Origin of the sequence: Novosphingobium sp. P6W (assembly GCF_000876675.2) — a bacterium.
Lineage (GTDB): Bacteria > Pseudomonadota > Alphaproteobacteria > Sphingomonadales > Sphingomonadaceae > Novosphingobium.
This window is the reverse complement of sequence record NZ_CP030353.1, coordinates 1,020,871-1,043,437: the sequence shown is the minus strand read 5'-3', so window position 1 is coordinate 1,043,437 and position 22,567 is coordinate 1,020,871. Positions and strand designations below refer to the sequence as shown.

Sequence of the window (22,567 nt, the reverse complement as noted above, 5' to 3'; positions counted from 1 at the left end):
CCGTTTGCATCGCTAGTTCATATTTGTATAGCGACCATTAAGTGAAATAGCCATGCCCCGGATCGTCACGGCCCGGGGCAGGCACGAACCGACGAATAAGGACAATCATGCCGCCTTCCCCCTCGCTTGGCCTCGTCGAAAGCGGGTCGGTGCCGCGTACCGCACTCCCTACCGCCGCACTGTCAGGCCTCGCCGCCAGTGGCTTCCTGTGCATCGTTACCGAGACGCTTCCCGCTGGCTTGCTGCCGCAAATTGCCTCTGGCCTGCTGATCTCTGAAGCAATCGCGGGACAACTTGTTGCGGTCTATGCTCTGGGGTCCTTGCTCGCGGCGATTCCGCTTACCAGCTTGACCCAGGGCCTTCCCCGACGGCCGGTACTGCTCGGCACCATTATCTGCTTCGTTGTCGGCAACACGCTGACGGCATGGGCGGGGTCTATCAGCCTCGTGCTGGTCGCGCGGTTCGTCGCCGGGTGCGCGGCGGGGCTCGCTTGGGGGATTCTCGCAGGTTACGCGCGCAGCATCGTACGTCCGGACCAGACCGGACCGGCCATGGCGCTTGCCATGGTTGGCGTGCCGCTGGCGCTCTCGCTGGGGGTACCCTTGGGGACCTTCCTGGGTGGTCTGGTTGGGTGGCGCGGATCGTTTCTGATCCTTTCCGCGCTCAGCGTCGTGCTGATAGGCTGGATCATCGCAAAAGTGCCCGATGCGCCCGGTCGGACGGGCGACGATCGTCCGTCGCTACGCCGGGTCATCGCCACGCCGGGTGTCGTGTCGATCCTGCTCGTCATCCTAACCTGGATGACGGCGCACAACATCCTGTACACCTACATCGCGCCGTTCACGACGGCTGCGGCCGTTCGGGTCGATCTCGTGCTGCTTGCATTCGGCCTTAGTTCGCTCGCCGGCATCTGGACCGTAGGGCGACTGGTGGATCGGATGCTTCGCGTGCTGGTACTCCTTGCGATCGGATCGTTCGCGGCGGTCGCGGTACTCCTCACGATTGCCGGCGAACAGGGCATTGCCGTCTATGCGGCGGTCGTCATCTGGGGCCTGGGCTTTGGCGGTGCCGGGGCGATGATGCAGACCGCGTCGGCGGATGCGGCCGGTGATGGCGTCGATCTGGCACAGGCGATGGTGACCACTGCGTGGAACCTGGCGATCGCGGCCGGCGGTGCGCTCGGCGGGGTGCTGCTCACGACGGGAGGGACCTCGCTGCTGCCGCCCGCTGTCGCGGCGCTGGCCCTGATAGCCTTTCTCATCGCGCTGGCCGCACGCCGTTTCGCCTTTCCACCCGGTCACCGCGCGCCGTCAGGCCGCTGACCCGCTCCTTTTCTTCGAAAACGAGGATCAAACATGAAGCCCTACAGCATCTCCTTCGCGCTTGCTGCACTCGCTATGACAGCAGCGCCGATCCAAGCCGCGCCGCGTGCGGTTCTACCCGCCGCGCAAGAGGAATTCCCGATTCCTAATGGGTTCAGCGGCGGCTACGAAACCATTGACGGCGTGAAGCTGCATTTCGTGCGCGGCGGTCGAGGCCCGCTCGTGCTCCTCGTCCACGGTTTCGGGCAGACATGGTATGAGTGGAACCGCCTCATGCCGGAACTTGCCGGGAGCTTTACGGTGGTGGCGGTCGAGCTGCCGGGTCTTGGCCTGTCGGAAGCGCCCCGCACTTCCTACACCGGCGTCGACATTTCCGATTATCTGTACAAATTCGCCAAGCGTTTCAGCCCGGACAAACCCTTCTATCTGGTCGCGCACGATATCGGCATCTGGAACAGCTATCCGATGGTCGCGCGTCACCCCGCCGACATCGTCAAGGCCGCTTTTATAGAAGCGACTGTACCCGACGACACGCTCTATTCGCTACCCGCGTTCGTCGCGACCGGTGAGGCACCGGGCTGGCATCATAGCTTTTTCGCAGCCGACGATCAGTTGGCGGACGCGATGGTGAAAGGCAATGAGCGGCTGTTCTTGACGCACTTCATTCGCCATCATGCGAGCAACCAAGCGGTGTTCACCGATGAGCTGATCGATCGCTACGTTCGCTCCTATGCAAAGCCGCAGACGTTCCATCACGCGTTCGAATATTACCGCGCTTTACCTCGATCAATCGTGCAAAATCAGGCGCTGGCAGCGAGCAAGCTGACCATCCCGGTTCTTGCCGTTGGCGGGGGCGGCAATGGCGGCTTCGGCGCCAGTCAGCCGGAAAACATTCGACGCTACGCCACCAACGTCGAGGCGCACGTGCTGCCCGGGTGCGGTCACTGGGTTCCCGAGGAATGCGGACCGGCGCTGGACCCACTGATTACCTCCTTCCTGGCGCGACCATGACGCAGAATGCCAGCATGCCCGGCAATGTATGCGGGATCGATCACATCGGGATTACGAGCGTGACATTTACCTCTGGCAACGCGTACCAATTAGCGCTGATATTTACAGGAGGGCGGCCCCGGCCCAAGCCACTCTAGGCGTTCAAAAAACGGCAGTTTAGTGAACGGATGTCAGCTCGTGGGGAGAGATGCCTGCCAACAAGCGGGCGGCGCAAGCCGCCAGACGGATAGCCCGCTCTGCGCCTTTGTGTCTCCATAATTGGACCGGGCGAACATGCGCATTGCCGCTCTACCAGAGCTTCTACTGCGAGCATCTGCTTTCGTCGGGAGCTGCCGTTCCTGTCGGGCACATCCGATGACCGCTTTGTCCCAGACCCTGCCCATCGCGGCCAACCCTTCGCGTTCGTTCAGCAGTCAATTTCACGCCCCCAGGCCTGGTCCGTCAGCCTTCCCTTTTCCGGATATACAATACTAGTCGTAAGGAGAATGGCGGCTTTCAGCCGGGGATCCTAGGATGCCGCCATTCCGGGTCCTACGGGGGAGCAGACATTTGGCATGACGACATTTGCGTTTCGGTAATGGTCCGCGGGGCAAGCATTATTCGATCTTGGGGTGGCGCGGCGACATGGCTGCCACCGCGCTACCTATCCGATCGCCGCGTCGAAGCGCGGGGCGTGGTCGAAGTCCGCCTTGCCGAAAGGGCGGTCGCGGAACATGTATCCATAGTAGAACTCGCGAAGGCTGCGGTGGTAGTCGCGGATCTGGTCGCGATAGGCGAGTTGCGCTGTAAGGTCAGTCCGCGCCATCCCGGTCAGCAGCGCCTGCACGCCAACCGAAGGCAAAACCCAGCCGAGACTACGCGCGGTTTGATCGCGGGTCTCAAGGCCCTTCCGATAAGTGCGCACCTTGCCCGCCACGCTCTCGTCGCCGACCTGGTGAAAGGCGAAGTACCACTTGTAATGGAACGCGGTGCCCAGAGGCGCGGAATCCGCCCATTGCGGGTGGTTGGCGTAGAAGGCCCGCATCGTGTCCTCGCGCGGGATGTCCCACGCGTGGTTGACCGCCTCGCGCTGGGCAAGGGCGATCTCGGCACCCTGATTCACCGGGATGGCCCGGTTGATCGCGACATGGCCGAGCGTGGGCAGGACCAGCACGAGCACCAGCCAGAGTGCGGCGAGGCTCGCCGCATTGGCGACGCTGCTCCAGAGCAGCCGACCGATGAGGGCACTCAGGCCGATCCAGAACAGCAGGTAGGCAGCGACCACCAGCAGAACGACGAGGATCGCGCCGACCATGACGCCCGAAATGGCCGCCGCAACGGCGAAGGGCATGCCGATCGCCGCGCAGAGTAGGGCAAGACGCAGCAGGGTGCGGCGTCGCCACAAGGCCGCGCCGCCGTGCGGGAGAGCGGCAAGCGTGCGCCAGCGCCCGGCCTCCCGCTCGCCCGAGGTCAGGTCGTGACACAGCGCGATGACAAACAGCGGGGCAAGGAACACGAGCACGAAGGCGAAGTCGAAGCGGCCGGGAAGCGCCAGTTCCGGGTTGAAGGTATCACCATCGTAGATCTGCGCTTCGAGGCCCAGCGCCCGCACGCGCAGGATGTAGGGGGAGACATCGCGCATCCCTAGCGCCGCGAAGGCGAGCGGCGCCGGCGTATCCCAGGTCGGGTGGAAGCTATAGTAGGCGGCGCTGCCCGCATCCTTCTCCTTGTCGACCCAGGCTGCGATGGCGCCGATGTCCTCGGCCTGCGCTGCGGGAATGGCGGCGATGGCGGCGCGCTGGCGGGCGACTTCGGCCATCCCCGCGACCAACGCCGCCGCCGTCAGCACAGCCAGCAGGCCGAGTGCGATCATGGCGAGGCGCTGGCGCAGCATTAGGCGGGCTTCATGCATCCACAAGGTCATCTGCGCTCTCCCAGACGGCCGGTCGCGACGGCAAGCAAGGCTCCGGCAAGCACGAGCCATCCGGAGACCACAACGAGTCCCGGAAGGGCGCTGCCAGCGAGTGTTGCGCCGTCAGGCGCGCGATAGGTGAAGTCGGGCATATTTTCCCAGTTTCCGGCGGCGATGCGCTTACGGCGGTCGGCGTCCGCGTCACTCGCGGTGTCGTTAGAATAAGTGACGCCATCGGCCTGCAGCCGGTTCAGCCGCTGCACGAGATCGTAACGATAGGCTTCCGCCTGTTGGAGGAATCGGCGATGCGCGGCGAAGTCGGTCCCCGCCGCTGCCATCGAAAGCGAACGCAAGGCGATAGCCGGGCTGATTACGCCCACCGCCCGGACATTGGCGTTCTGCGATCCTTGGGCCGCGTAGCTGCCGCCGCTGTAGCGGTCGAACAGGGCCGACGTGATGCGCTCGCCCTCCATGCCGAGCAGGCCCTTGTAGTTGACCGGCAGGTCTTCCACCCTGGCCACGCCATAGCGCTGGAGCACCGATCGCTTGAACGCGGCGAAGTGCGGGTCATCCGGATTGTGGGCATCACCAAGTCGGCGCAAGTCGCGCGCGATCGCCACTTCTGTCTGAAGGTGGTTCTGCAGAGGCACCGCCGCGCTAGCGATATCGGGCGCGACACGCGGGATCAGGACGACGCTCACCGCCCAGATCGCCACGAGCGCCAGCAGCGCGTCGCGGCTGCGGCTGACCAGCGTGGAAACCAGCACGATGACGGTGACCCACAAGAGCAGCCATGCCGCATAGCCCAGCACGATCACGGCCATCGGCAGGATCGGCGCGCCAGACGTTCCCGCCAGCACGACAAGTCCCAGGATTGCGGGCAGTGCCACCAGCAGAGCTACGGTGCCCAGCGCGCGCAGCTTCCCACGCACGATCGCCACGCGCGTCGCGCCCTGCATCATCAGCACACGCAAGGTGCCGCTCTCGGTCTCGCGGGCGATGGCGCCGTAGCCGAGGAAGATCAGCAGCAACGGCGCCACCGTCTGCAGCACGAAGGAAGGCGTCAACTGGCCGAAGCGGACCAGCAGCGAGCTTTGGTTGACGTCGCCGAAGTTGGCGGTGTTCTGACGGTGCCCTTCGAGGAACATCGAATTGCCGGTGAAGGCATCGACGCCCGGATCGAAGGCGGCAAGCGCGCTCAGCGGGCGGAAGATGAACGTGCCGTAGTGGACCATGCGATGCGGATGCCGGGCCGGCTGCGCGTCGAAGGCCTGTTCGGCCTTGTGCTGGTGACGGGCGCGCAAGTCCTCGATCCCGCGCTGGTGCGCCCAGGAACTTGCCCCCGCGACCAGAGTGAGCAGCACTAGCAGCACGCAGGCGATCCCGGCGACGCGGTTGCGGCGCATCAGCCGCAGCTCGTCGCGCGCTATGAGATTAACGGCGTTCATGCCGCCAGCCTCTGCGTGGCGACCGCGAAGCGGGCGTGCAACGCGCGCACGTCGAAGCGGTCCTCGCCCTGCGCCGTCACGTCTTCGACGATGCGCCCGGCTTCGAGGAAGCAGATGCGATCGGCAATGTCGGCAGCGCTCAGCAGGTCATGCGTTACCATCAGCACGGCGGTTCCGCGTGCGCGCACGGCAAGAACCAGCGCGTTAAAATCCGCGGTCGCGCGTGGATCGAGGCCCGAGGTCGGCTCGTCCAGCAGCAACACCGGTACTTCGCGCAGCAGCGCTACCGCAATGGCCACCTTCTGACGCATCCCCTTGGAGAAGGCCCCGAGCCGCTGGTTCCAGGCGCGTTCCTGCAGACCGGCAGCGCCGAAGGCCTCGACGATAGTCGTACGATCCTGCTTCCCGCCGGAAAGCGCCAGCAGGTATTGCGCATTCTCCACGGCCGTCAGGTGTTCATAAAGCGCGACGTTCTCGGGCAGGTAGGCGATCTGGCGTCGGGCTTTGTCGGGCGCGGAGCCGGGATCGATACCGCAGACCGAAACCGTGCCGCCTTGCGCTTTCACGAAGCCCAGCAGAGTCGACAACGTAGTCGATTTACCTGCACCGTTGCCGCCCAACAGGGCGATGACACTGCCTGCGGACACCGAAAGGGAAAGGCCATCCAGAACCTGGTGATCGCCGTAAGTGACAGCGAGGTTCTCGATCAGGATCGGCGGGGACGTCTCAGTCATAGTGTTTCCCGAATATTGCTAAAAAGGTCAGGATGTCTGCGGGTTTCGCGGTCTCCGGCATCACTAATTGATATGATGCAACATATCATTGACGGCGGTCGTTTGTGCTGACAGAAGCCCGGCCCGAACGAGGCGACGCGCTGCCTCGGGACATAGTCATCGTGGGGATCGCATGCTTCGTTTTACCAGGAATCGCCGGCTGCTGGCCGGAACTCTGCCGTTCGTCATGGCGCTGACAACGTCCGGCGGTGCCTTGGCCGAAGAGGCCGGAGCCGAAGGTGACGAACGCAGCGAGGCGATCACTGTAAACGGCGTCCGGCAAGCCTATCGAGGCGACTTCGCAGTGTCGGAAATCCCACAGTCGATTGCCGAGATCGATGCGCAGACGCTGGAGCAGAACGGCATCCAGCGGCTGACCGACGCGCTCGATCTCAATGCCTCAGTCGTGCGGCAGAACACGCTGGGCGGCTTGTGGGATGCGTTTGCGATCCGCGGCTTCGCTGGCGACGAGAATATGCCGACCGGCTATCTCGTCAATGGTTTCAACGGCGGGCGCGGTTTCGGCGGACAGCGTGATGCGGCGGGGATCGAGCGGGTCGAAGTGCTCAAGGGCCCCGCTGCGGCGCTGATCGGGCGAGGCGAGCCGGGCGGCACGATCAACCTCGTGACCAAGCAGGCCGAATTGGGCCGCAGCTTCGGCATGGCTGCGATGCAGTACGGCAGCTGGGACCGGGTACGCGGCGAGGCGGACGTCAACGTCGCGCTGACCGGCGGCCTCACAGTGCGCCTCATCGGTTACGCTGAGGATGGCGATACTTTCCGCGACCATGTCCACCAGTCGCGCTGGGGCTTTCTGCCCTCAGTCGGCCTTACCCTCGGACCGGATACGCGCCTGACTTACGATCTCGAGAAAACCCGTGTCTCGGTTCCGTTCGATCGTGGGATCGTGGTGCTGGACGGCAATTTCGACACGGTGTCGCGCTCCCGCTTCCTTGGCGAGCCGGGGGATGGCGACACCGTCGCCCGCGCCGAATGGCACCAGTTGCGGCTCGACCACCAGTTCAGTGACCGCTGGAGCCTGCTGGTCGGCGGCAGCCTTCGCGATACGCTGCTCACCGGGTTTTCCTCGGATGCGGAGACGGCGGCCGCGCGTCAGGCGCTGTATACCGATGGCCGCTCGCTCTCGCGCCAGCGCCGTTCGCGCCGTTACGATGCACGGCACTATGTGCTGCGCGCGGAACTAGCGGGTGAGTTCGACACCGGTGCGCTGACGCATCGCGTGCTGATCGGTGCGGATTACGACAATTTCGATTACAAGCAGCTGTTCCTGCGCTTCCGCCCGCCAGCCCTGAGCACGAATCCGACGGCGCAGCAGGGCAATGTCATCGACATCCTCGACCCGGTCTACGGCCGCTTCCCGCTGCCCGTCGGCGCGACCATGATGGACCGTACGGACCTCCAGCGTTCGATGGGCGCTTACGTGCAAGACCAGATGGAGGTGACCGACCGGCTGCAGGTCCGCATCGGCGCGCGTTTCGATCACCTGATACTGGAAACCGACAATCGCCTGACCAGCCAGAACAGCCGTCGCAAGCGCAGCCGCTTCAGCCCGCAAGCCGGCGTGGTCTACGAACTGAGCGATCCGGTGACGATCTACGCCGCCTATGGGCAGGGCTTTCGGGCCAATGTCGGCACCGACGTCAACGGGCAGATTTTCGATCCCGAAAACAGCGAATCCTTCGAGGCGGGCGCCAAGCTCAGCCTGCTGGGCGGGATGCTGACAGGGACGCTGTCCGTGTTCCATCTCGCCAAGGCCAATGTGCTGGCGACCGATCCCAGTGCTCCGGGGTTCTCGCTGGCGCTGGGCAAGGCGCGCAGCCGCGGCGCCGAGTTCGACCTTGCGGGGAAGCTACCGGGCCGCGTCGATGTTCTGGTGAGCTACGCCTATGTCGATGCCGAAGCGCGCTCGGCGATGGTGGACCCCAACACCTCGTTCCAGGTGAAGGTCGGCGATGCTCTGGTGAACATTCCGAAGCACAACCTCAATATGCAGATCGCCAAGTCCTTCACTCTGGGGGAGCGCGAGGCGCAGATCGGCGTCGGCATGCAATACGTGGGCAAACGCCGCGGCGAAACGGGCACCGACTTCATGCTGCCCTCGCACAGGCTGTTTCGCTTGTTCGGCAAAATCGACGTCATGGAGCATCTCGAACTCTTCGGTGCGGTGACCAACCTGTTCGACGAGCACTGGTACGCCAACAGCTACTCACCGCTCTGGGTGCAGCCCGGCACACCGCGTACCGGCATCATCGGCCTGCGGGCACGGTTCTGATGGCAGGGGATCAATCAATGCTGAAGCTTGCCGTTCTCGCCGCTACTCTCGCCACCACGACTTCCGCTGCCGCGGCGGCACTGCCGCCGCCCGCCGTCCTGCCGCCCGCGCTGGCATGGTCGGGCGCGAGCGAGAAGCTGATCGTCCATTCCGGCGATCCGTGGATCACCCCGGCCGAGGCCGCACGGTTCCAGACCACGCCGGGTTATGACGAAGTGCGCGACTGGCTCGACAAGCTGGCCAAGGCCTCGCCGCTTATCCGGGTCGAGAGCTTCGGCAAAACCGGCGAAGGCCGCGACCTGCTAATGGTTTACGCCAACAAAGGGGGCATGGGTGAAGGCGGGGCAGGCAAGCCGGTGGTGCTGGTACAGGCCGGCATCCATTCTGGCGAGATCGACGGCAAGGATGCCGGCCTCATGCTGCTGCGCGATATCGCGATGCGCGGCAAGAGCGGCCTGCTGGACAAGGTAGATCTTGTCTTCATTCCGATCCTCAACATTGACGGGCATGAGCGCTCGAGCCCCTGGAACTTCCTCCACGTACGCGGCCCCGAGGCCAAGGGCACCGAGGGGAACGCGCGCAACATCAACCTCAACCGCGATTACGCCAAGCTGGATACGCCCGAAGTGCGCGCGATGGTCGCGCTGCTGCAGCGGCTGGACCCGGCGCTCTACATCGACTGCCACGTCAGCGGGGGCTTCGACATGCAGTATGACGTGACCTACACATATGCAGGCTGGGGCAAGTATGCACGCCACCGCGCTACCGCGCTATGGCTGGAGCAGCGCTTCGGCCCGGCCGTGAAAGCGACGCTGACGCGCGCCGGGCACGAGCCGATCATCTACCCCAGCCCGATCGATACTCGCGATCCGCAGAAGGGTATCCGCTACAGCCCCGAAGGCCCGCGTTATTCGACAGGCTACGGCGACTTCATCGGTGTGCCCACGGTGCTGGTCGAGAACCACATGCTTAAACCCTACCGCCAGCGCGTGCTCGGCACTTATGTGCTGCTGGAAGCCGCACTCAAGCTCGCCGCACAGGACGCGGGACGCATCGCCGATGCCAAGGCGATCGACCGCGCCGAACGCCCCAGGCAGTTGCTCACCCGCTGGGCTCCGGCAAAACAGCCGATCGGCTGGGTGGACAAGTTCAAGGGCGTCGCCTTCGAGACATACCGGTCGGCGGCCACCGGCCGGATGGAGCAGCGCTGGACCGGCAGAAGGATCACTTTCCGCATGCCGATCATCGGGCAGAACCAGGCCGAGGCCGTCTCGCTCCCCGAAGCCTGGCTGATCCCCGCCGCGCAGACCGATGTGATCGAAAAGCTGCGCCTGCATGGCATCGGCTTTGAAACGCTGGCGACCGACCGGGTCCTTCGTGTGGACACGGTGGACCTTCATGACGTGAGGCTGGCCCCGGCCCACGATGGACGCATCCCGGTGACGGCGCGTTTCACGCATGAACAGAGCGAGGCGGCGATCCCGGCAGGCACTGTGCGGGTTGCATCCGATCAACCGCTCGGATTGCTGGCAGCGGCATTGCTGGAGCCGGAGAGCCAGGACAGCTTCCTCGCATGGGGCTTTTTTCCCGAGGTGATTTCGGCTCCCGCAGCGACCGAGGATTTCGTGATTGCACCGATCCTCGATGCACTGCTGGAGTCAGATGCTCAATTGCGGGCGGATTTCGGCAGAAGACTGGCTGCGGACAGTATTTTTGCTGGCAGCTCCAAAGCACGCTTGCAGTGGCTGTCTGATCGCCTTCCTCATCGCGATGGGTTCAGCCGCGTTTATCCAATACAACGGGTGGTTGACTGAAAATGGCAAAATGCGATGACCGCAATGGGCGCGTCTGAGCGGCTTACGCGGCCGATCCTAGTCGGTCGCTCAGCCGCCAATTTCTTTTCCCCAGGTGCAGACCGGTTGCTTTTTCAACTCTGACTGCGGCTTGCCAAAAGCGGTTGGGCGGGCTTGATATCTTAAGAAAAGCGAAGAGCACTTTCATCGCGCGATGCCGAAAATAGCTCAGGCGCAGCCTGTTCGTTCGAGTCCCCTAATAGACAGTTCGAACTTCGTGCCTGATTGACGCAAGGTATTTACCAACCCAAGCGATGTGCGGTGGGCTGCAAGTGTCTCGTCGCATGTACAAGGTTCCTCACCATAGCCAATACCTGGTTTGCACTGAATCGCGGCTACCTGGGCGTCGTCATTAAAGGCCAGGCCGGCAGCGGCGAATTTCTTACACAGCTGCAAGCTCATGGGTAAAACCGTATGACGCGCCCTCGCGTTCAATTGCGGCCTTGAGCAGCTTTTCAGCGGCCTGAAGAGAAGCCCATTTCGATTCTCCATAGCGGCCGGCCACGCGCCATCAGACCGTTGACGGCGGCCTCGACATCGCCACGAGCGACGAACTTCAAATTATGATCCGTGCGCTCAGGCGTGGTATTACACGAAAGTCAGGCAATGGATTCTGGGAATGCCACCGATATTTTTAGACAACTTACGCAAATATTTACCCGCTAGATCATCGAGGCAGCGAACTTCATGGCTGGAGATGTTTCTCCAGCCATGAAGGTTCAACGGGTATTTAAAGCGACAGTCACTGGAGGCTGAAGGAGTCAGTCCATCCCGGATTCCAATCACCTCGCGTGCTTGCTCGGCTTACAATGAGGGGGCATCCCAATCCCATCCATTCCGTCGCATCGTAACGACGATGCATGGGCATGTTCTAAGCCGGGTCACCAGTTCAGATTGACACGCGCATACAGATACCGCCCGTTGAAGCCGAATGGCGAATAGTACGGGAATGCAGTCCCGCCGTTGTTGTAGTTCGCCGCGTTCGTATCGGCCACGCGGTCGGGATAGACGTCGAACAGGTTGTTCACGCCCAGCGCCAGAGTCGATTTGCCGAAGAGGGGCACGTGCGCCTCGGCATCGATGATCACATGCTTGCCGGTTTCCACGTAATCGACGAGCGACGAGGCGGGCTGGGTCACGCTGCCATAGTACGTGGCGCGCACCAGTGCCCCGAAGCCGTCTAGCGACCAATCCGCCTGGCCCGTCACCTTCACGCGCGGGGTGCCCTTTTCAAGCGCCGTGATGCGCTGCTGGCCGAACAGGGCGGGCACGGTGATCGTGCCGGTGCCGATCGGCACGCGGGTGAGGTTCACGTCGTTGACGTTGCCCGCAACGGTCAGGTCAAACGTACCGGCTGCAGTGGCCGGAAGGCGATAATGCGCCACGGCATCGATGCCCTTGGTAGTGGAGCGGATGCCGTTGACGAAGAAGCGTGCCGCCGAGACGCTGAACGGGGCCAGCAACTGGGTGATTGCCGCGCTGGAGTTCACCCCGGTGCCGATGTTGTCCGACAGGGCAAGCTGGTCACGCAGCTTGATGCGGTAGGCATCGACGCTGAGATCGAAGCCGCCCGAGCGGAACACGACGCCGGCCGACAGGTTAAACGACTTCTCCGGATCGAGCGCCTTTCCGCCAAGGGCCGCCGCGACGGGGCTCGTCGCAGGGAACGTGCCGGTATCAACGATCGTCGCCACGCCGCCGACGTTTGCCACCTGCGGCTGGGTCAGCGTGTAGTACGACTGCTGCAGCGAAGGCGCACGGAAGCCCGTGGAAGCGGTGGCGCGAAGAGCGAAGCTGTCGGTCAGATCGTAGCGGGCAGAAACCTTGCCGGTGCCGGTTTCGCCGAAGTCCGAATAGCTCTCGCCGCGCGCCGCCAGTCCGATCAGCAGTTCGCCGAGCTGCGCTTCGAGATCGATGTAACCGCTGACGTTGTCGCGGTGACGGTCGATCGCGTTAGCGGGCGAAAAGCCCTGGAAACCCTGTGCGCCGCTGCCCAAAGCCGTGTTGGCGCCCAGCGGACCGCGCGCCCACGATTCTACCTGGCCTTCCTTGATCTGGAAGCCTTCGTTGCGATACTCCACGCCCCACGCGACGTTGAGCGTGTTGTCGCCGGCGATGTCGAACCGGCGATCGACATCCAGCCCGCCAACTATCTGTTCGTAGATCAGCTTGCCGTCGTAGAAGTCGGTCGGCGAAGCCGCTCCGTACGTCGAATTGATCGAGTTGCGCGTGTGCAAGGTAAGTTCGTTGCGCCCGTAAGACAGGCTGAGATCCACGTTCCAGCCGCTCAATGCGCCCTTAAGGCCGAGCGCGGAATTGATGTCGTCCGACTTTACGTTGATCAGCGGCAGGAAGCCGCTGGGGTATATCGAGGTGACATTGTTGGCATTGTTGGCCAAGCGCGGGAAGGCGGCGCCGGTGCTGTCGCGGTTCTGATATCCGCCGAAGCCGTAGATTGACCAGGTATCGTTCACCGGCACTCCGAAGTTGGCGAACAGGCTGTACTGCTCGACTTCGGGGTCGCCGAAGCGCGAGGTGACACGGGCGGGCGTGACCCGGCGATCCAGGTCGCCGCGGCGCGTGAAGCCGCGATCGAGGTAATCCGCCGAGACGGTAAGGAAGCCGTCCTCGCCCAGCGCAAAGCCCTGCCACACAGATGCGTTCCAGGTCTTGCCGTCATGGCGCTTGTAGCTGGTGCGCGAGGCATCGACCGAGGTTTCGTACTGGCCGTAGCTGAGCGAGGCACCGCCGCCCTCGCGCGCCTCGCGCAGGCGCAGGTTGATGACGCCCGCGATCGCATCCGAACCGTACTGGGCCGAGGCGCCGTCACGCAGCACTTCGACCCGGTCGAGCGCAACGGAAGGGATGGTGTTGAGATCGAAGGCCGACGAACCACGGCCAACCGAACCGTTGGTGTTGAGCAGCGCCGAAGCATGGCCCCGTATACCGTTGATCAGAACCAGCGTCTGGTCAGGCGAGAGGCCGCGCAAGGTCGCGGGGCGGACGGAGTCGGTGCCGTCCACCGCCGCCGAGCGCGGGAAGTCGAGCGAAGGGGTCACGTTGGCCAGCGCCTGTGCCAGTTCGCTGGTACCCTGCGCGCGCAAGGTTGCGTTGGAAAGCACGTCGATAGGCGAAGCGGCTTCGAGGCGGGTCCGGCCGGTGGCGCGCGTGCCTGTTACGATGATTTCGTCGCCTGCTGAGACCGTAGCTTCTTCTGCCGTGGTCTGAGCAAGGACTGTTTGCCCAGAACCCAGGGAAAAGATTGAGGCGGCGGTCAACAGGAGGGAACGGGTTGCCATCATGAGCTTCTTTCTCAACAATTTATCGAAATCGGTTATACTATCATTTTGGTAGACAAAAGCGGCGTTCAGCTTTTCAGCGGTCAGCACTCTATCTAAGTGGCATTTTTATCACACCTTGGAGGCTGCCGGAAAATCATCCCAATGAGGACGAACCAGGCGCGATCTTGGCGATAAGCCTCAAGCTCTCCAGTCTTATAGGAGTTAAGTGCAGCATGCCGTCGTTAGCTCAGCCGAGCGGTACTTCTCAATCACGCGCGGCTTCGATCATCGCCCCGGCTAATCAGAATCGGGGGCGGAAAATCGTCGAGGTCGGAAACCACCGTCGGTTGCGACCTGTTTGACATATGCGAGGTTAAAGTCGGTAGCCTCATGATGGTGGACTATGTCGAGTCCGGGTTCCATGTTCGCTACACCTTCGAGCGCATCGTCACGGTGAAAATCAGCTACTGGTGACTTTCAGCGAGCCAAGCGCAGCCTAGCCAGTCCAGCGTCATCGCCACGCTGCTCGATGTGCTTACCCAACACTGTCATATCTAGGAAACTGGGACCGACAGCTTCCGCTTCCGCTTCAATACGGCTCCGCCCAAATCCAGAAAGGAGACGCCCATTGCTTGAACCTGCCCATCAGCGGCAAACATCTTGCTAATCGGGCCGTTCCACATATGAGTCAGAGCCCAAATACTGCCGGTGCCAACGAGCGTGAGACGATTACTCGCCAGACCATTCGATCCGCGCGCAAGCCGAAAACCGAAGAGGACCTTAGAACGCTCCCGTACCTTCAGCTAAATAGCGGAAGGCAGTTCAGTACGAGGACTATCCGATCGGATTTAGCATTCAGGAAGGCCTGTTTTCAGAGACCACCACATTCACAATTGGCCGTAACGAGCCCGCGATACAGCATTATCATCGGGCAATTAAAAAACTGATTGGCACTAATCGAGATATTTGTAAAAATTATAAATTTTCCATGATGTAGTTAAAGGCAAAAAGAGTCCTGCGCCGTTGATAGCTGAATATTTGTGCCACGATATCCGAATATTGCGGACCTTGGCCTGGAAGAACTTCACCAAACTTTTATGGTCTCGGCGGGGCGAAGCTTTCTAATTGAGGGGAAAAGACCGTAGATCGCCGAGGAGGGGAGCCAGCATGCATCTTTACGAGAATAGCGACACGCTTTTCGACCAACTCCCGGATGGCGCAATGGTAGCACGGCTCGGCACGCGGCTAAGCACAAATTACGCAATCTCGCCGCTGGCGCCCGGGCGCTAGTGGCACTACATTCGCTGTAACACCGGGCGTAGCCAAGCACCCGGCCCTGCAGAGGAGATCGCGGCGACTTGGGTATCGGCGTCAGCCTCAGGAAGCTCAAACTCTGGTGCTTGCTTTTGCTGGCCGCCGTGGCAGCCCATGCCCTTTTGCCAATCGCAGGGCCCGAAGCGCGGGCAACCGGATCCCCGTTCAACCCTTCCACCGTCGATGTCTCGACCTCGCACGCGCGCCGGGTTGACGTCGCACGGGCCGCAGTAACGGATCCGCATCCAGACAGCGGCCTCACTTCAATAACGCTGCCCCTTTCGCCCGCCATACAACCGATCACCGCTGCCCATACGACGAAAGCAAGGTGCGACGGGGTTACGCCCCCGACTGTGCCTGCGCTGCCGAAACAGCACTGCTCGCTCGGTCAGCCCCGCGCCCCTCCTGGCACCTGAACGCCGCAGGATCGGGCTCGCCCGGTCCGGGTTTCCTTGCCGTGCGCGACACAGGTTGCGGCGGTAATGCACGGGATGTTCAATGCCGCATCATTCACCGCTTATCGGAACGGTGGTCGCCGGTCTGGTGATTGCCTTCTTCATGGGGGCTCTCGCCCACCGCTTGCGGGTTTCCCCGATTGCAGGCTACCTGCTGGCCGGGGTCTGCGTCGGGCCCTTCACTCCGGGCTTTGTCGCCCATGCCGGCCTCGCCGCCGAACTGGCCGAGATCGGTGTGATCCTGCTGATGTTCGGCGTCGGCCTACACTTTTCCCTCCGTGATCTGCTGGCGGTAAAACACATCGCCATCCCTGGCGCGCTGGTGCAGATAGTGGCTGCGACCCTGCTGGGCATGGGCATCGGCTATGCGATGGGCTGGGGCCTTCTGGCCGGCTTCGTCTTCGGCCTCGCGCTTTCGGTCGCCAGCACGGTCGTGTTACTGCGCGCCTTGCAGAGCCGTAACCTTGTCGAGACAGAACGCGGGCGTATCGCAGTAGGCTGGCTCATCGTCGAGGATCTTGTCATGGTGCTGGCACTGGTGCTGCTGCCTGCGCTAGCCTCAGGACTGAAGGACGGCAGCGCGGTCGCGGCTCTGCCCTATGCGATTGCCAGCACGCTGCTCAAAGTGGCTGGATTCGTTGCGCTGATGCTGATCGTGGGACGCCGGCTGCTGCCCTGGGCGCTGCATTGGGTCGTCCACACCGGTTCGCGCGAACTGTTTCGGTTGGCCGTGCTTGCAGTGGCGTTGGGCGTCGCCTTCGGAGCAGCCTATGTCTTTGACGTCAGTTTCGCTCTGGGCGCTTTCTTCGCGGGCATGATCCTGGGCGAGACCCAGCTCAGCCGCCGCGCCGCCGAAGAAACCCTACCCTTACGCGATGCCTTCGCGGTGCTGTTTTTCGTCTCTGTGGGTATGCTGTTCGACCCCTCCGTCGTTACCGAACAGCCCCTGCCGCTCCTCGTAACGGTGGCGACGATCGTGCTGGGAAAGTCGCTTGCCGCCTACCTTATCGTCCGCGCTTTCGGGCACCCGAACACCACCGCGCTCACTATTTCGGCCAGCCTTGCCCAGATCGGCGAGTTCTCGTTCATCCTCGCGGGACTTGGTTCGGGTCTGGGCCTGCTGCCCGACGCGGGGCGTGACCTGATCCTGGCCGGGGCGATCATCTCGATCTTCCTCAACCCCTTCATTTTCAACCTTGCGGTAGGTGCCACTGGCGCCGTCAAACAGCAAATGGCGCAGCAGGCCGGGCGAGAAGAGGCTGAGCATGAAAAGCGGCGCGAAGAGCACGTCATTCTTGTCGGTTACGGCCGCGTCGGCAGGCTTGTTGCCGCCGGGCTGCGCGCTACGCCCACCGCCGTCCTCTTGATCGAGGCGCAGCCGGACCTTGCTCGCCGCGCCCAGGCCGACGGGTTCCAGGTAGTCACTGGCAATGCGGTCGAAGCAGCCATACTGGAAGAAGCCGGCATCGCCCGCGCCCACCGCATGGTCATCGCCATCCCCGAAGGCTTCGAGGCCGGGGCCATCGTCGCCCAGGCCAAGACGATGCGGCCCGAACTTTCGGTGATCGCCCGCGCACACAGCGACGAACAGCTCGAACACCTCGTCCAGCACGGCGCCGACAGCGTAGTGCAGGGAGAAAAGGAGATTGCCCGCCAGATGTTGCAACTGATCGGCGCCAGAGCCAGCAAAGTCCCTAAACCCAACCCGCCGGGCCCTGGCGTTGGGAACAAGGCAATCGCGTAATGAAAAATCGCAGAAAACCACCCCCCTGGTTCAAGTGGGCGATCTGGGGAGGCATCATGCTGTCGGTAGCGGTGCCGTCAGCCTGCGTGCTGCACCATGGCACAGTTCCGGGCTATCGATCGGTTACGCTGTTACTGGAATGAAAAATAAGGCTGAAAGAGTCCTCAGCGCCATGAAGCTTCGTTTAGTTGCGGCCCATAAACGGAGCTTTGGCGCGACGTTCTCTAGGCCGTAATCTCGTAAACGCTTAGGCACAGGCGCACAGAGGCGAGTTGAACCAAGCCGAGGAAGTTTTCGGCCAGTTTGTCGTAGCGTGTGGCAAGGCGCTGGAAGTGTGTCAGCTTTGAGAAGAGCTGACCGATCGGCGGTAAGTAAACGGCGGGTTACGGCGAACCCTGCTATTTCAGGATTAGCACGGGACGGCAGCAGGGCGAGCGCCTGCGGGTTGCGAACGCGGCTCGGCTCGCTCAGCCGATCGTTGGCGAGGTAGTCGTAGGTGTTCTCCACCGTAATGCCAGAGACGACGACATCCTTGGCATTGATGGTCAGCGTGGTGCGCCACCGCGCCGAAGTGCAGGCGCGTGTGCGCAACGCCGCTGCCGATCAGGCGCAGGCGGTCGCGGGTGACGACCGGCTTTTCCGCGTAGTCGCCGGGCGCGATGTGGATCGTCATCCACTGCGCCGAGGTGTCGCGCGCGGCGGCGTCCAGCGCGAGTTGAATGGCGGTATAGCAGGGCAGGGCGCTCGCCTCACATGAGGGCTGAACTGCATAGGCATTCGGCGCTGCCTGCGCGTCGGCGGGCAGCAACAGGGCGGCAGCGAAGGCCAGATACTTCATCGCGCGGCGCCGTCGCCTGGCGCGGGCAGGCTGGACAGGAAGCCGTCGATCTCGCCGGCCATCTGCGGCAGCCACGGATCGAACAACCAGAAATCGTGCGGGGCATTGGCGAAGGCGTGGAACCGATGCGGGACTGCGTGGCGCTTTAACGCGGCGATCACCGCATCCTTGCCCTCGGTGAAGCGCGGGATGTCGCTGGACATGATCAGCGTTGGCGGCGATGCCGGGCCGACGTGGGGGGCCGCGCTCGCCTCGCGCCAGCGTGGGCGCGTGTTCGTAGGAGCCGCCCAGCCAGCGGCCGGCGGGGGAGGCGTCGCCGGCGGCATTTTCGAACGACAGGGCCGGCGCGGTGCTGAAATCGAGCACCCCGTCGAGATCGATCAGTGCATTGGCGGTGCGCCCCTTGCCCGGCCCGAACAAGCCGGAAGCGGCGGGTTTCGGCCGTTTTCTCCCATGCACCTATATCGCCGTGCCTGCGCGCGGCTCCCCGGATAAGCACCGTCCCCGGTGATGACACTTCGTCGTTGTCGAAGGTCCTGCTTCGTAGAGAAAGGTTTGCCTGACGGCAAGAAACCGGTGGACAGGGCAAATACAATCCGCCTGAGTCTCCTGATTTTCATCGCGTTACACGGCCCGGTCCAGCTTGCTTCGATCATCCGGTGTTGGCTCGCTGGTCGAATGCGAAGATAATCATGGATGGGTTGTTTTCATGCTGGCGCTAGCTGGAGGTAGGAGGCTTGTTGAACAGTCTGGCGGAAGGATCGGCTCACCGGGACTTCCAATCCATTATGTAAAAGCAGAGATTGTGAAGTGCGCGTTCGGAGCACCTTAATCACCGCTCCGGACGAAACCCAATAACTGCGATGGACTTGCATGCCGCGTGCCCCAAGGTCGCGGATCGCGTCCGATAACCGATATAGGATCAGTGCCTCGCCCAAGCTGGTGTACACGCGAAGATAATGTTGCTCGGCTGCCAATGCGATGACTTCACCTTGCAGCGGTACTGGGATTTTCGACATGAATGGCAGCACCGGCTCTGTTATTGTCGGCGACTGGTACGTGTCTGTTTGAAAGAGATAACCGAAACACGGCATTTTCCATAAATGGAAAAGCACCAGATTGATCAATGGCCATTCGATGTAGCCGTAGATGTGCGTCTTTAGGAAAATTATTGGGTCTAGGTGAATCTGCGGCAACGGACGAGTCATCGGAAGATCCGGGAACATCGCAAGATAGGCGTGCACCCAAAGTTTCAGCGCTCCGTCAGAGGGCAGTGAAGCGACCACCACGCCAATCATCAAGGTACCCGGCAGAGAAACTCCCAACTGACGGAGTGGCTTGGCCAATGCGCGCGTGATCAGATCGTTCGCCCACCATCCGCAAGTCGATAGCCCGATCCAGAAGAATACCGCGTGCTCTTTTGGCCAGGCTACCGTGCGCCCGGCCTGAGGCCACCCGGCAGCAAACCCCAGAAAGATCGGAATGCCGATGAAGTGCACGCACAATTGCTTGAGGTTCAATCCGAAAAGCAAGGGCTCGTTTCCAAGCCACCTCGATCTGATGAACAAGCGGTAATCTGCCATGCCGATTCCCCGAACTGACCGCTGAACGGAAAACAGCGCACCTCAGCAAGTTTCGGCCCGGCTGATCCGTTCGTGCAACGCGAATGACGTTCATGGAGAACCGATCATGCATCAATGACATCGGGGAATTTTGATCGCCTATCGAGCACAGGCGATTGCAGCCGTTAGCAAGGGCTGGCCAAACGTCGTGGTCACACCAGCCCGATCGCTCAAACAAGCGTCGCTCGGGCGGCATCTCCCAATATGTTCGCTTGCCAGGGAACTGATCCGAATAGCCGTGAAAAATCACGATTTTCGGCCGACTTGAGGGTATAGTCATGATCATAAACTGCCGTGTCCTAAGATTGACCACCGCACTGTCGACCGCGCTGCTGGGCTGGACCGCACCAGCGTTGGCGCAAACGGCGCCGAATGAACGAGCGAAGCTGGCCGAACCGCTTGAGGGTGACATCGTCGTGACCGCTCGCAAGCGTGAGGAAAGTCTCCTTAAGACTCCGTTGACGGTCACCGCGATGACCTCCGAAATGCTGGAAGCCAAGGGCATCGTTTCGATGCAGTCACTCGCCAGTTCCACACCTGGGATCAACATCAACAATTCGTCCTCCGGGCACGCCGACCGCTCGTTCCAGCAGATCTCGCTGCGCGGCTTCACGCCCGTCTCGACTACGGCGACGACAACCTCGCTATTCGTCGACGGGGTGCCAGTCTCATCGCCGTCACCCTTCACCTCTATCAGCGATCCCGAGCGGATCGAAATCCTGAAGGGCCCGCAGAGCGCGTACTTTGGCCGAAACACGTTCGCGGGCGCGATCAACTTCGTGAACAAGGTTCCGACCGACGAATGGCATGGGCAGGTCACCGGCATGGTCGGTACGCGTGGCAACTGGCGCCTTCGCGGTTCGATCGAAGGACCGATTTTGGGGGATGCGCTGACCTTCCGCGTCACCGCCGACGGCTTCGACAAGAACGGCTCGTGGCGCAACAACTACGACGGCAGCACACTGGGAGACGAATCGACCCGCAATGCCAGCGCGCTGATCGTAGCCAAGCCCACTGACAGGCTCACCATCAAAGCCTTCGCAATGTGGACGAAGGACGAGGACGGGGCTTCGGCCCAGACGCGCATCGTTGCCAAGGATATTACCACGCCAGGCGGCACTGTTGTCTACAAGAACCAGTCCAACTGCGCCACGGCCGCCGGCCGTCCGTTCATCTGCGGCACCACACCCGGCTTGATTAACCCGGTCGGCGCAAATACCGCCTTCACCAGCAAGCTGCAGGACTGGCTCGCCAACCCTGCCGGCCGCCTTATCTCGGCGGACGACACGGTCGAGCACTACGGCCTGCTGCGCTACACTACCCATGCCCACCTGACCGCGGACTATGAAGTGAACGACAATCTGTCGGTTTCGCTGCTTGGCGGGCGCAACAAGGAAAAATGGACCACGCTCGTCGATCTTGACGGTTTCAATTCTTCGGCATTCACCGGCGCTAGCTATTACAATGGCGCCTATTACGACTTCCCCTACCTGATTGAACGCAAAACGAGTGATTGGTCGGGTGAAGGCCGGTTGAACTACGAGTTCGGCGCTGCGCACGGCGTGGTCGGGGTCAGCTATCTCGAAGCGACGACGCAGACCGGAAGCGGGACGCCGATCTATGGCGGCCGCCCAGGGACCACTGGGAAGAACGGCAACAAGACCTATGGCGTCTTCGGCGGCTTGACTTACGACTTCACCGACCAGTTCTCGGTAAGCGTCGAGGGACGGTACCAGGTCGATAACATCGCAGTCTTTGCCGGCCCGAACGGCCAGAGGGTACAAGGCTCGACCTATATCCCTGCCGGTTTCTATATGGCCAACAGCAAGCTGGTGGGGGGCAAGTTCAAGAACTTCACGCCCCGCGTGATCGCCAATTTCCAGATCGACCCGGACCTGATGGTTTATGCGTCTTATTCGAGGGGCGTGAACCCCTCGCAGTTCAACAGCTTCATGATTGCCGCTACCACTACGGCCTCGCAGCAGACGGCGGCGGCGGCGCTGGGTATTCCATTGACCGTTGATCCCGAAGAACTGACAAACTACGAGGCGGGCGTCAAAGGCAAGGCCCTCGGCGGTTTGCTGACCTACACAGCGGCCGTTTATTATGCTCAGTGGAAGAAGCAGATCACCGCCTACAGCTTCATCCTCGACGGCACGCTGTTCAGCGGCGTGAACAATTCCGGCGCAACCGACCTTTACGGTGCTGAGTTCGAGACACACTGGAGGATTTCTGACCTCGTCCGCATAGATGCTTCTGGCGCCTATACCGGGACTGACATCAAGAAGTTCGTCAGTCCGTCCGTCAGCGCCTATTCAGGCATCACGAATTTCGACGGCAAGGAGATGGCGCGTACCTCGAAGTGGTCGGCCAACGTCGGGGCCCAACTGGGCGGCGACATTCGTAGCCTCGAAGATGCCGCCTGGTTCGCGCGGGCCGACTATAGCTTTAAGTCGGGTGTCTGGGCAGACCAGGCGAACATAGTGAAGACGCAGGATCGCCACCTGGTGAACCTGCGGACGGGCTTCTCGAAGGGCAAGGCCTCGCTTGAGCTGTTCGTGAACAACGTCTTCAACAACAAGGGCTATACCAGCATCGACGACAACTGGGCCATCTCTCCGACCGAGAGCTTTGCCGTTTATAATGCCGTGCTGGTCGGCCTGCCCGAACTACGGACGGCAGGCGTGCAGGTAAAGCTGGCCTTCTAACGACGTACTCCCCC

13 protein-coding genes and 1 pseudogene are annotated in these 22,567 nt (G+C 62.2%); 6 read left to right on the top strand and 8 right to left on the bottom strand.

What is annotated here, in order from left to right; translation table 11 throughout:
- Positions 1-107 precede the first annotated feature (107 nt).
- On the top strand, positions 108-1,322 hold the full coding sequence (locus tag TQ38_RS20865) for an MFS transporter (protein WP_043977958.1): 1,215 nt from the start codon (positions 108-110) through the stop codon (positions 1,320-1,322).
- A gap of 33 nt (positions 1,323-1,355) precedes the next feature.
- Positions 1,356-2,333: an alpha/beta fold hydrolase gene (locus TQ38_RS20860; RefSeq protein ID WP_205316180.1), complete on the top strand. Its 978-nt coding sequence runs from the start codon at positions 1,356-1,358 to the stop codon at positions 2,331-2,333.
- A 643-nt stretch (positions 2,334-2,976) separates the two neighbouring features.
- Here TQ38_RS20860 and TQ38_RS20855 read toward each other — a convergent pair.
- From TQ38_RS20855 to TQ38_RS20845, 3 genes are read right to left on the bottom strand one after another with little or no spacing between them, the layout of a single operon-like run.
- Positions 2,977-4,236 carry a DUF3526 domain-containing protein gene (locus TQ38_RS20855; protein ID WP_043977960.1) on the bottom strand — a complete coding sequence of 420 codons (1,260 nt, stop codon included), beginning with the start codon at positions 4,234-4,236 and terminating at the stop codon, positions 2,977-2,979.
- Positions 4,233-5,672 (bottom strand): DUF3526 domain-containing protein, encoded by a 1,440-nt coding sequence (locus TQ38_RS20850; RefSeq protein ID WP_043977962.1) that lies wholly within the window; start codon positions 5,670-5,672, stop codon positions 4,233-4,235. The genes TQ38_RS20855 and TQ38_RS20850 overlap by 4 nt, the downstream gene beginning before the upstream one ends.
- Positions 5,669-6,406 (bottom strand): ABC transporter ATP-binding protein, encoded by a 738-nt coding sequence (locus TQ38_RS20845; RefSeq protein WP_043977964.1) that lies wholly within the window; start codon positions 6,404-6,406, stop codon positions 5,669-5,671. Before TQ38_RS20845 ends, TQ38_RS20850 begins: the two co-directional genes overlap by 4 nt.
- Positions 6,407-6,578: 172 nt before the next feature.
- Between TQ38_RS20845 and TQ38_RS20840 the strand changes: the two genes are divergently transcribed.
- Both TQ38_RS20840 and TQ38_RS20835 read left to right on the top strand, forming a co-directional pair.
- Entirely contained in the window at positions 6,579-8,738 is a 2,160-nt protein-coding gene (locus tag TQ38_RS20840; RefSeq protein ID WP_043977966.1) for a TonB-dependent siderophore receptor, read from the top strand.
- Between the two features lie 17 nt (positions 8,739-8,755).
- Positions 8,756-10,552 (top strand): M14 family metallopeptidase, encoded by a 1,797-nt coding sequence (locus TQ38_RS20835; RefSeq protein WP_043977967.1) that lies wholly within the window; start codon positions 8,756-8,758, stop codon positions 10,550-10,552.
- A 920-nt stretch (positions 10,553-11,472) separates the two neighbouring features.
- Here TQ38_RS20835 and TQ38_RS20830 read toward each other — a convergent pair.
- Positions 11,473-13,890, bottom strand: coding sequence for a TonB-dependent siderophore receptor (locus tag TQ38_RS20830; protein WP_082057841.1), 2,418 nt, complete (start codon positions 13,888-13,890; stop codon positions 11,473-11,475).
- A 1,794-nt stretch (positions 13,891-15,684) separates the two neighbouring features.
- Here TQ38_RS20830 and ybaL point away from each other — a divergent pair.
- Entirely contained in the window at positions 15,685-17,385 is a 1,701-nt protein-coding gene (ybaL, locus tag TQ38_RS20825; protein WP_043977968.1) for a YbaL family putative K(+) efflux transporter, read from the top strand.
- A gap of 224 nt (positions 17,386-17,609) precedes the next feature.
- On the opposite strand, the pseudogene TQ38_RS20820 reads toward ybaL, so the two are convergent.
- From TQ38_RS20820 to TQ38_RS20805, 4 genes and pseudogenes are all read right to left on the bottom strand, one after another.
- Positions 17,610-17,747 (bottom strand): annotated as a pseudogene (locus tag TQ38_RS20820) (IS5/IS1182 family transposase); the annotation flags it as partial.
- Between the two features lie 47 nt (positions 17,748-17,794).
- A complete protein-coding gene (locus TQ38_RS20815) occupies positions 17,795-18,223 on the bottom strand; it encodes a hypothetical protein (protein WP_052505875.1) in 429 nt (142 codons plus the stop codon).
- Positions 18,220-18,426, bottom strand: coding sequence for a hypothetical protein (locus tag TQ38_RS31030; RefSeq protein WP_052505876.1), 207 nt, complete (start codon positions 18,424-18,426; stop codon positions 18,220-18,222). The genes TQ38_RS20815 and TQ38_RS31030 overlap by 4 nt, the downstream gene beginning before the upstream one ends.
- Positions 18,427-18,930: 504 nt before the next feature.
- Positions 18,931-19,806 (bottom strand): LytTR family DNA-binding domain-containing protein, encoded by an 876-nt coding sequence (locus TQ38_RS20805; protein ID WP_052505878.1) that lies wholly within the window; start codon positions 19,804-19,806, stop codon positions 18,931-18,933.
- A gap of 317 nt (positions 19,807-20,123) precedes the next feature.
- Here TQ38_RS20805 and TQ38_RS20800 point away from each other — a divergent pair, with 317 nt between their 5' ends.
- Positions 20,124-22,553, top strand: a complete 2,430-nt coding sequence (locus TQ38_RS20800; protein WP_043977969.1) for a TonB-dependent receptor — start codon at positions 20,124-20,126, stop codon at positions 22,551-22,553.
- Positions 22,554-22,567 lie beyond the last annotated feature (14 nt).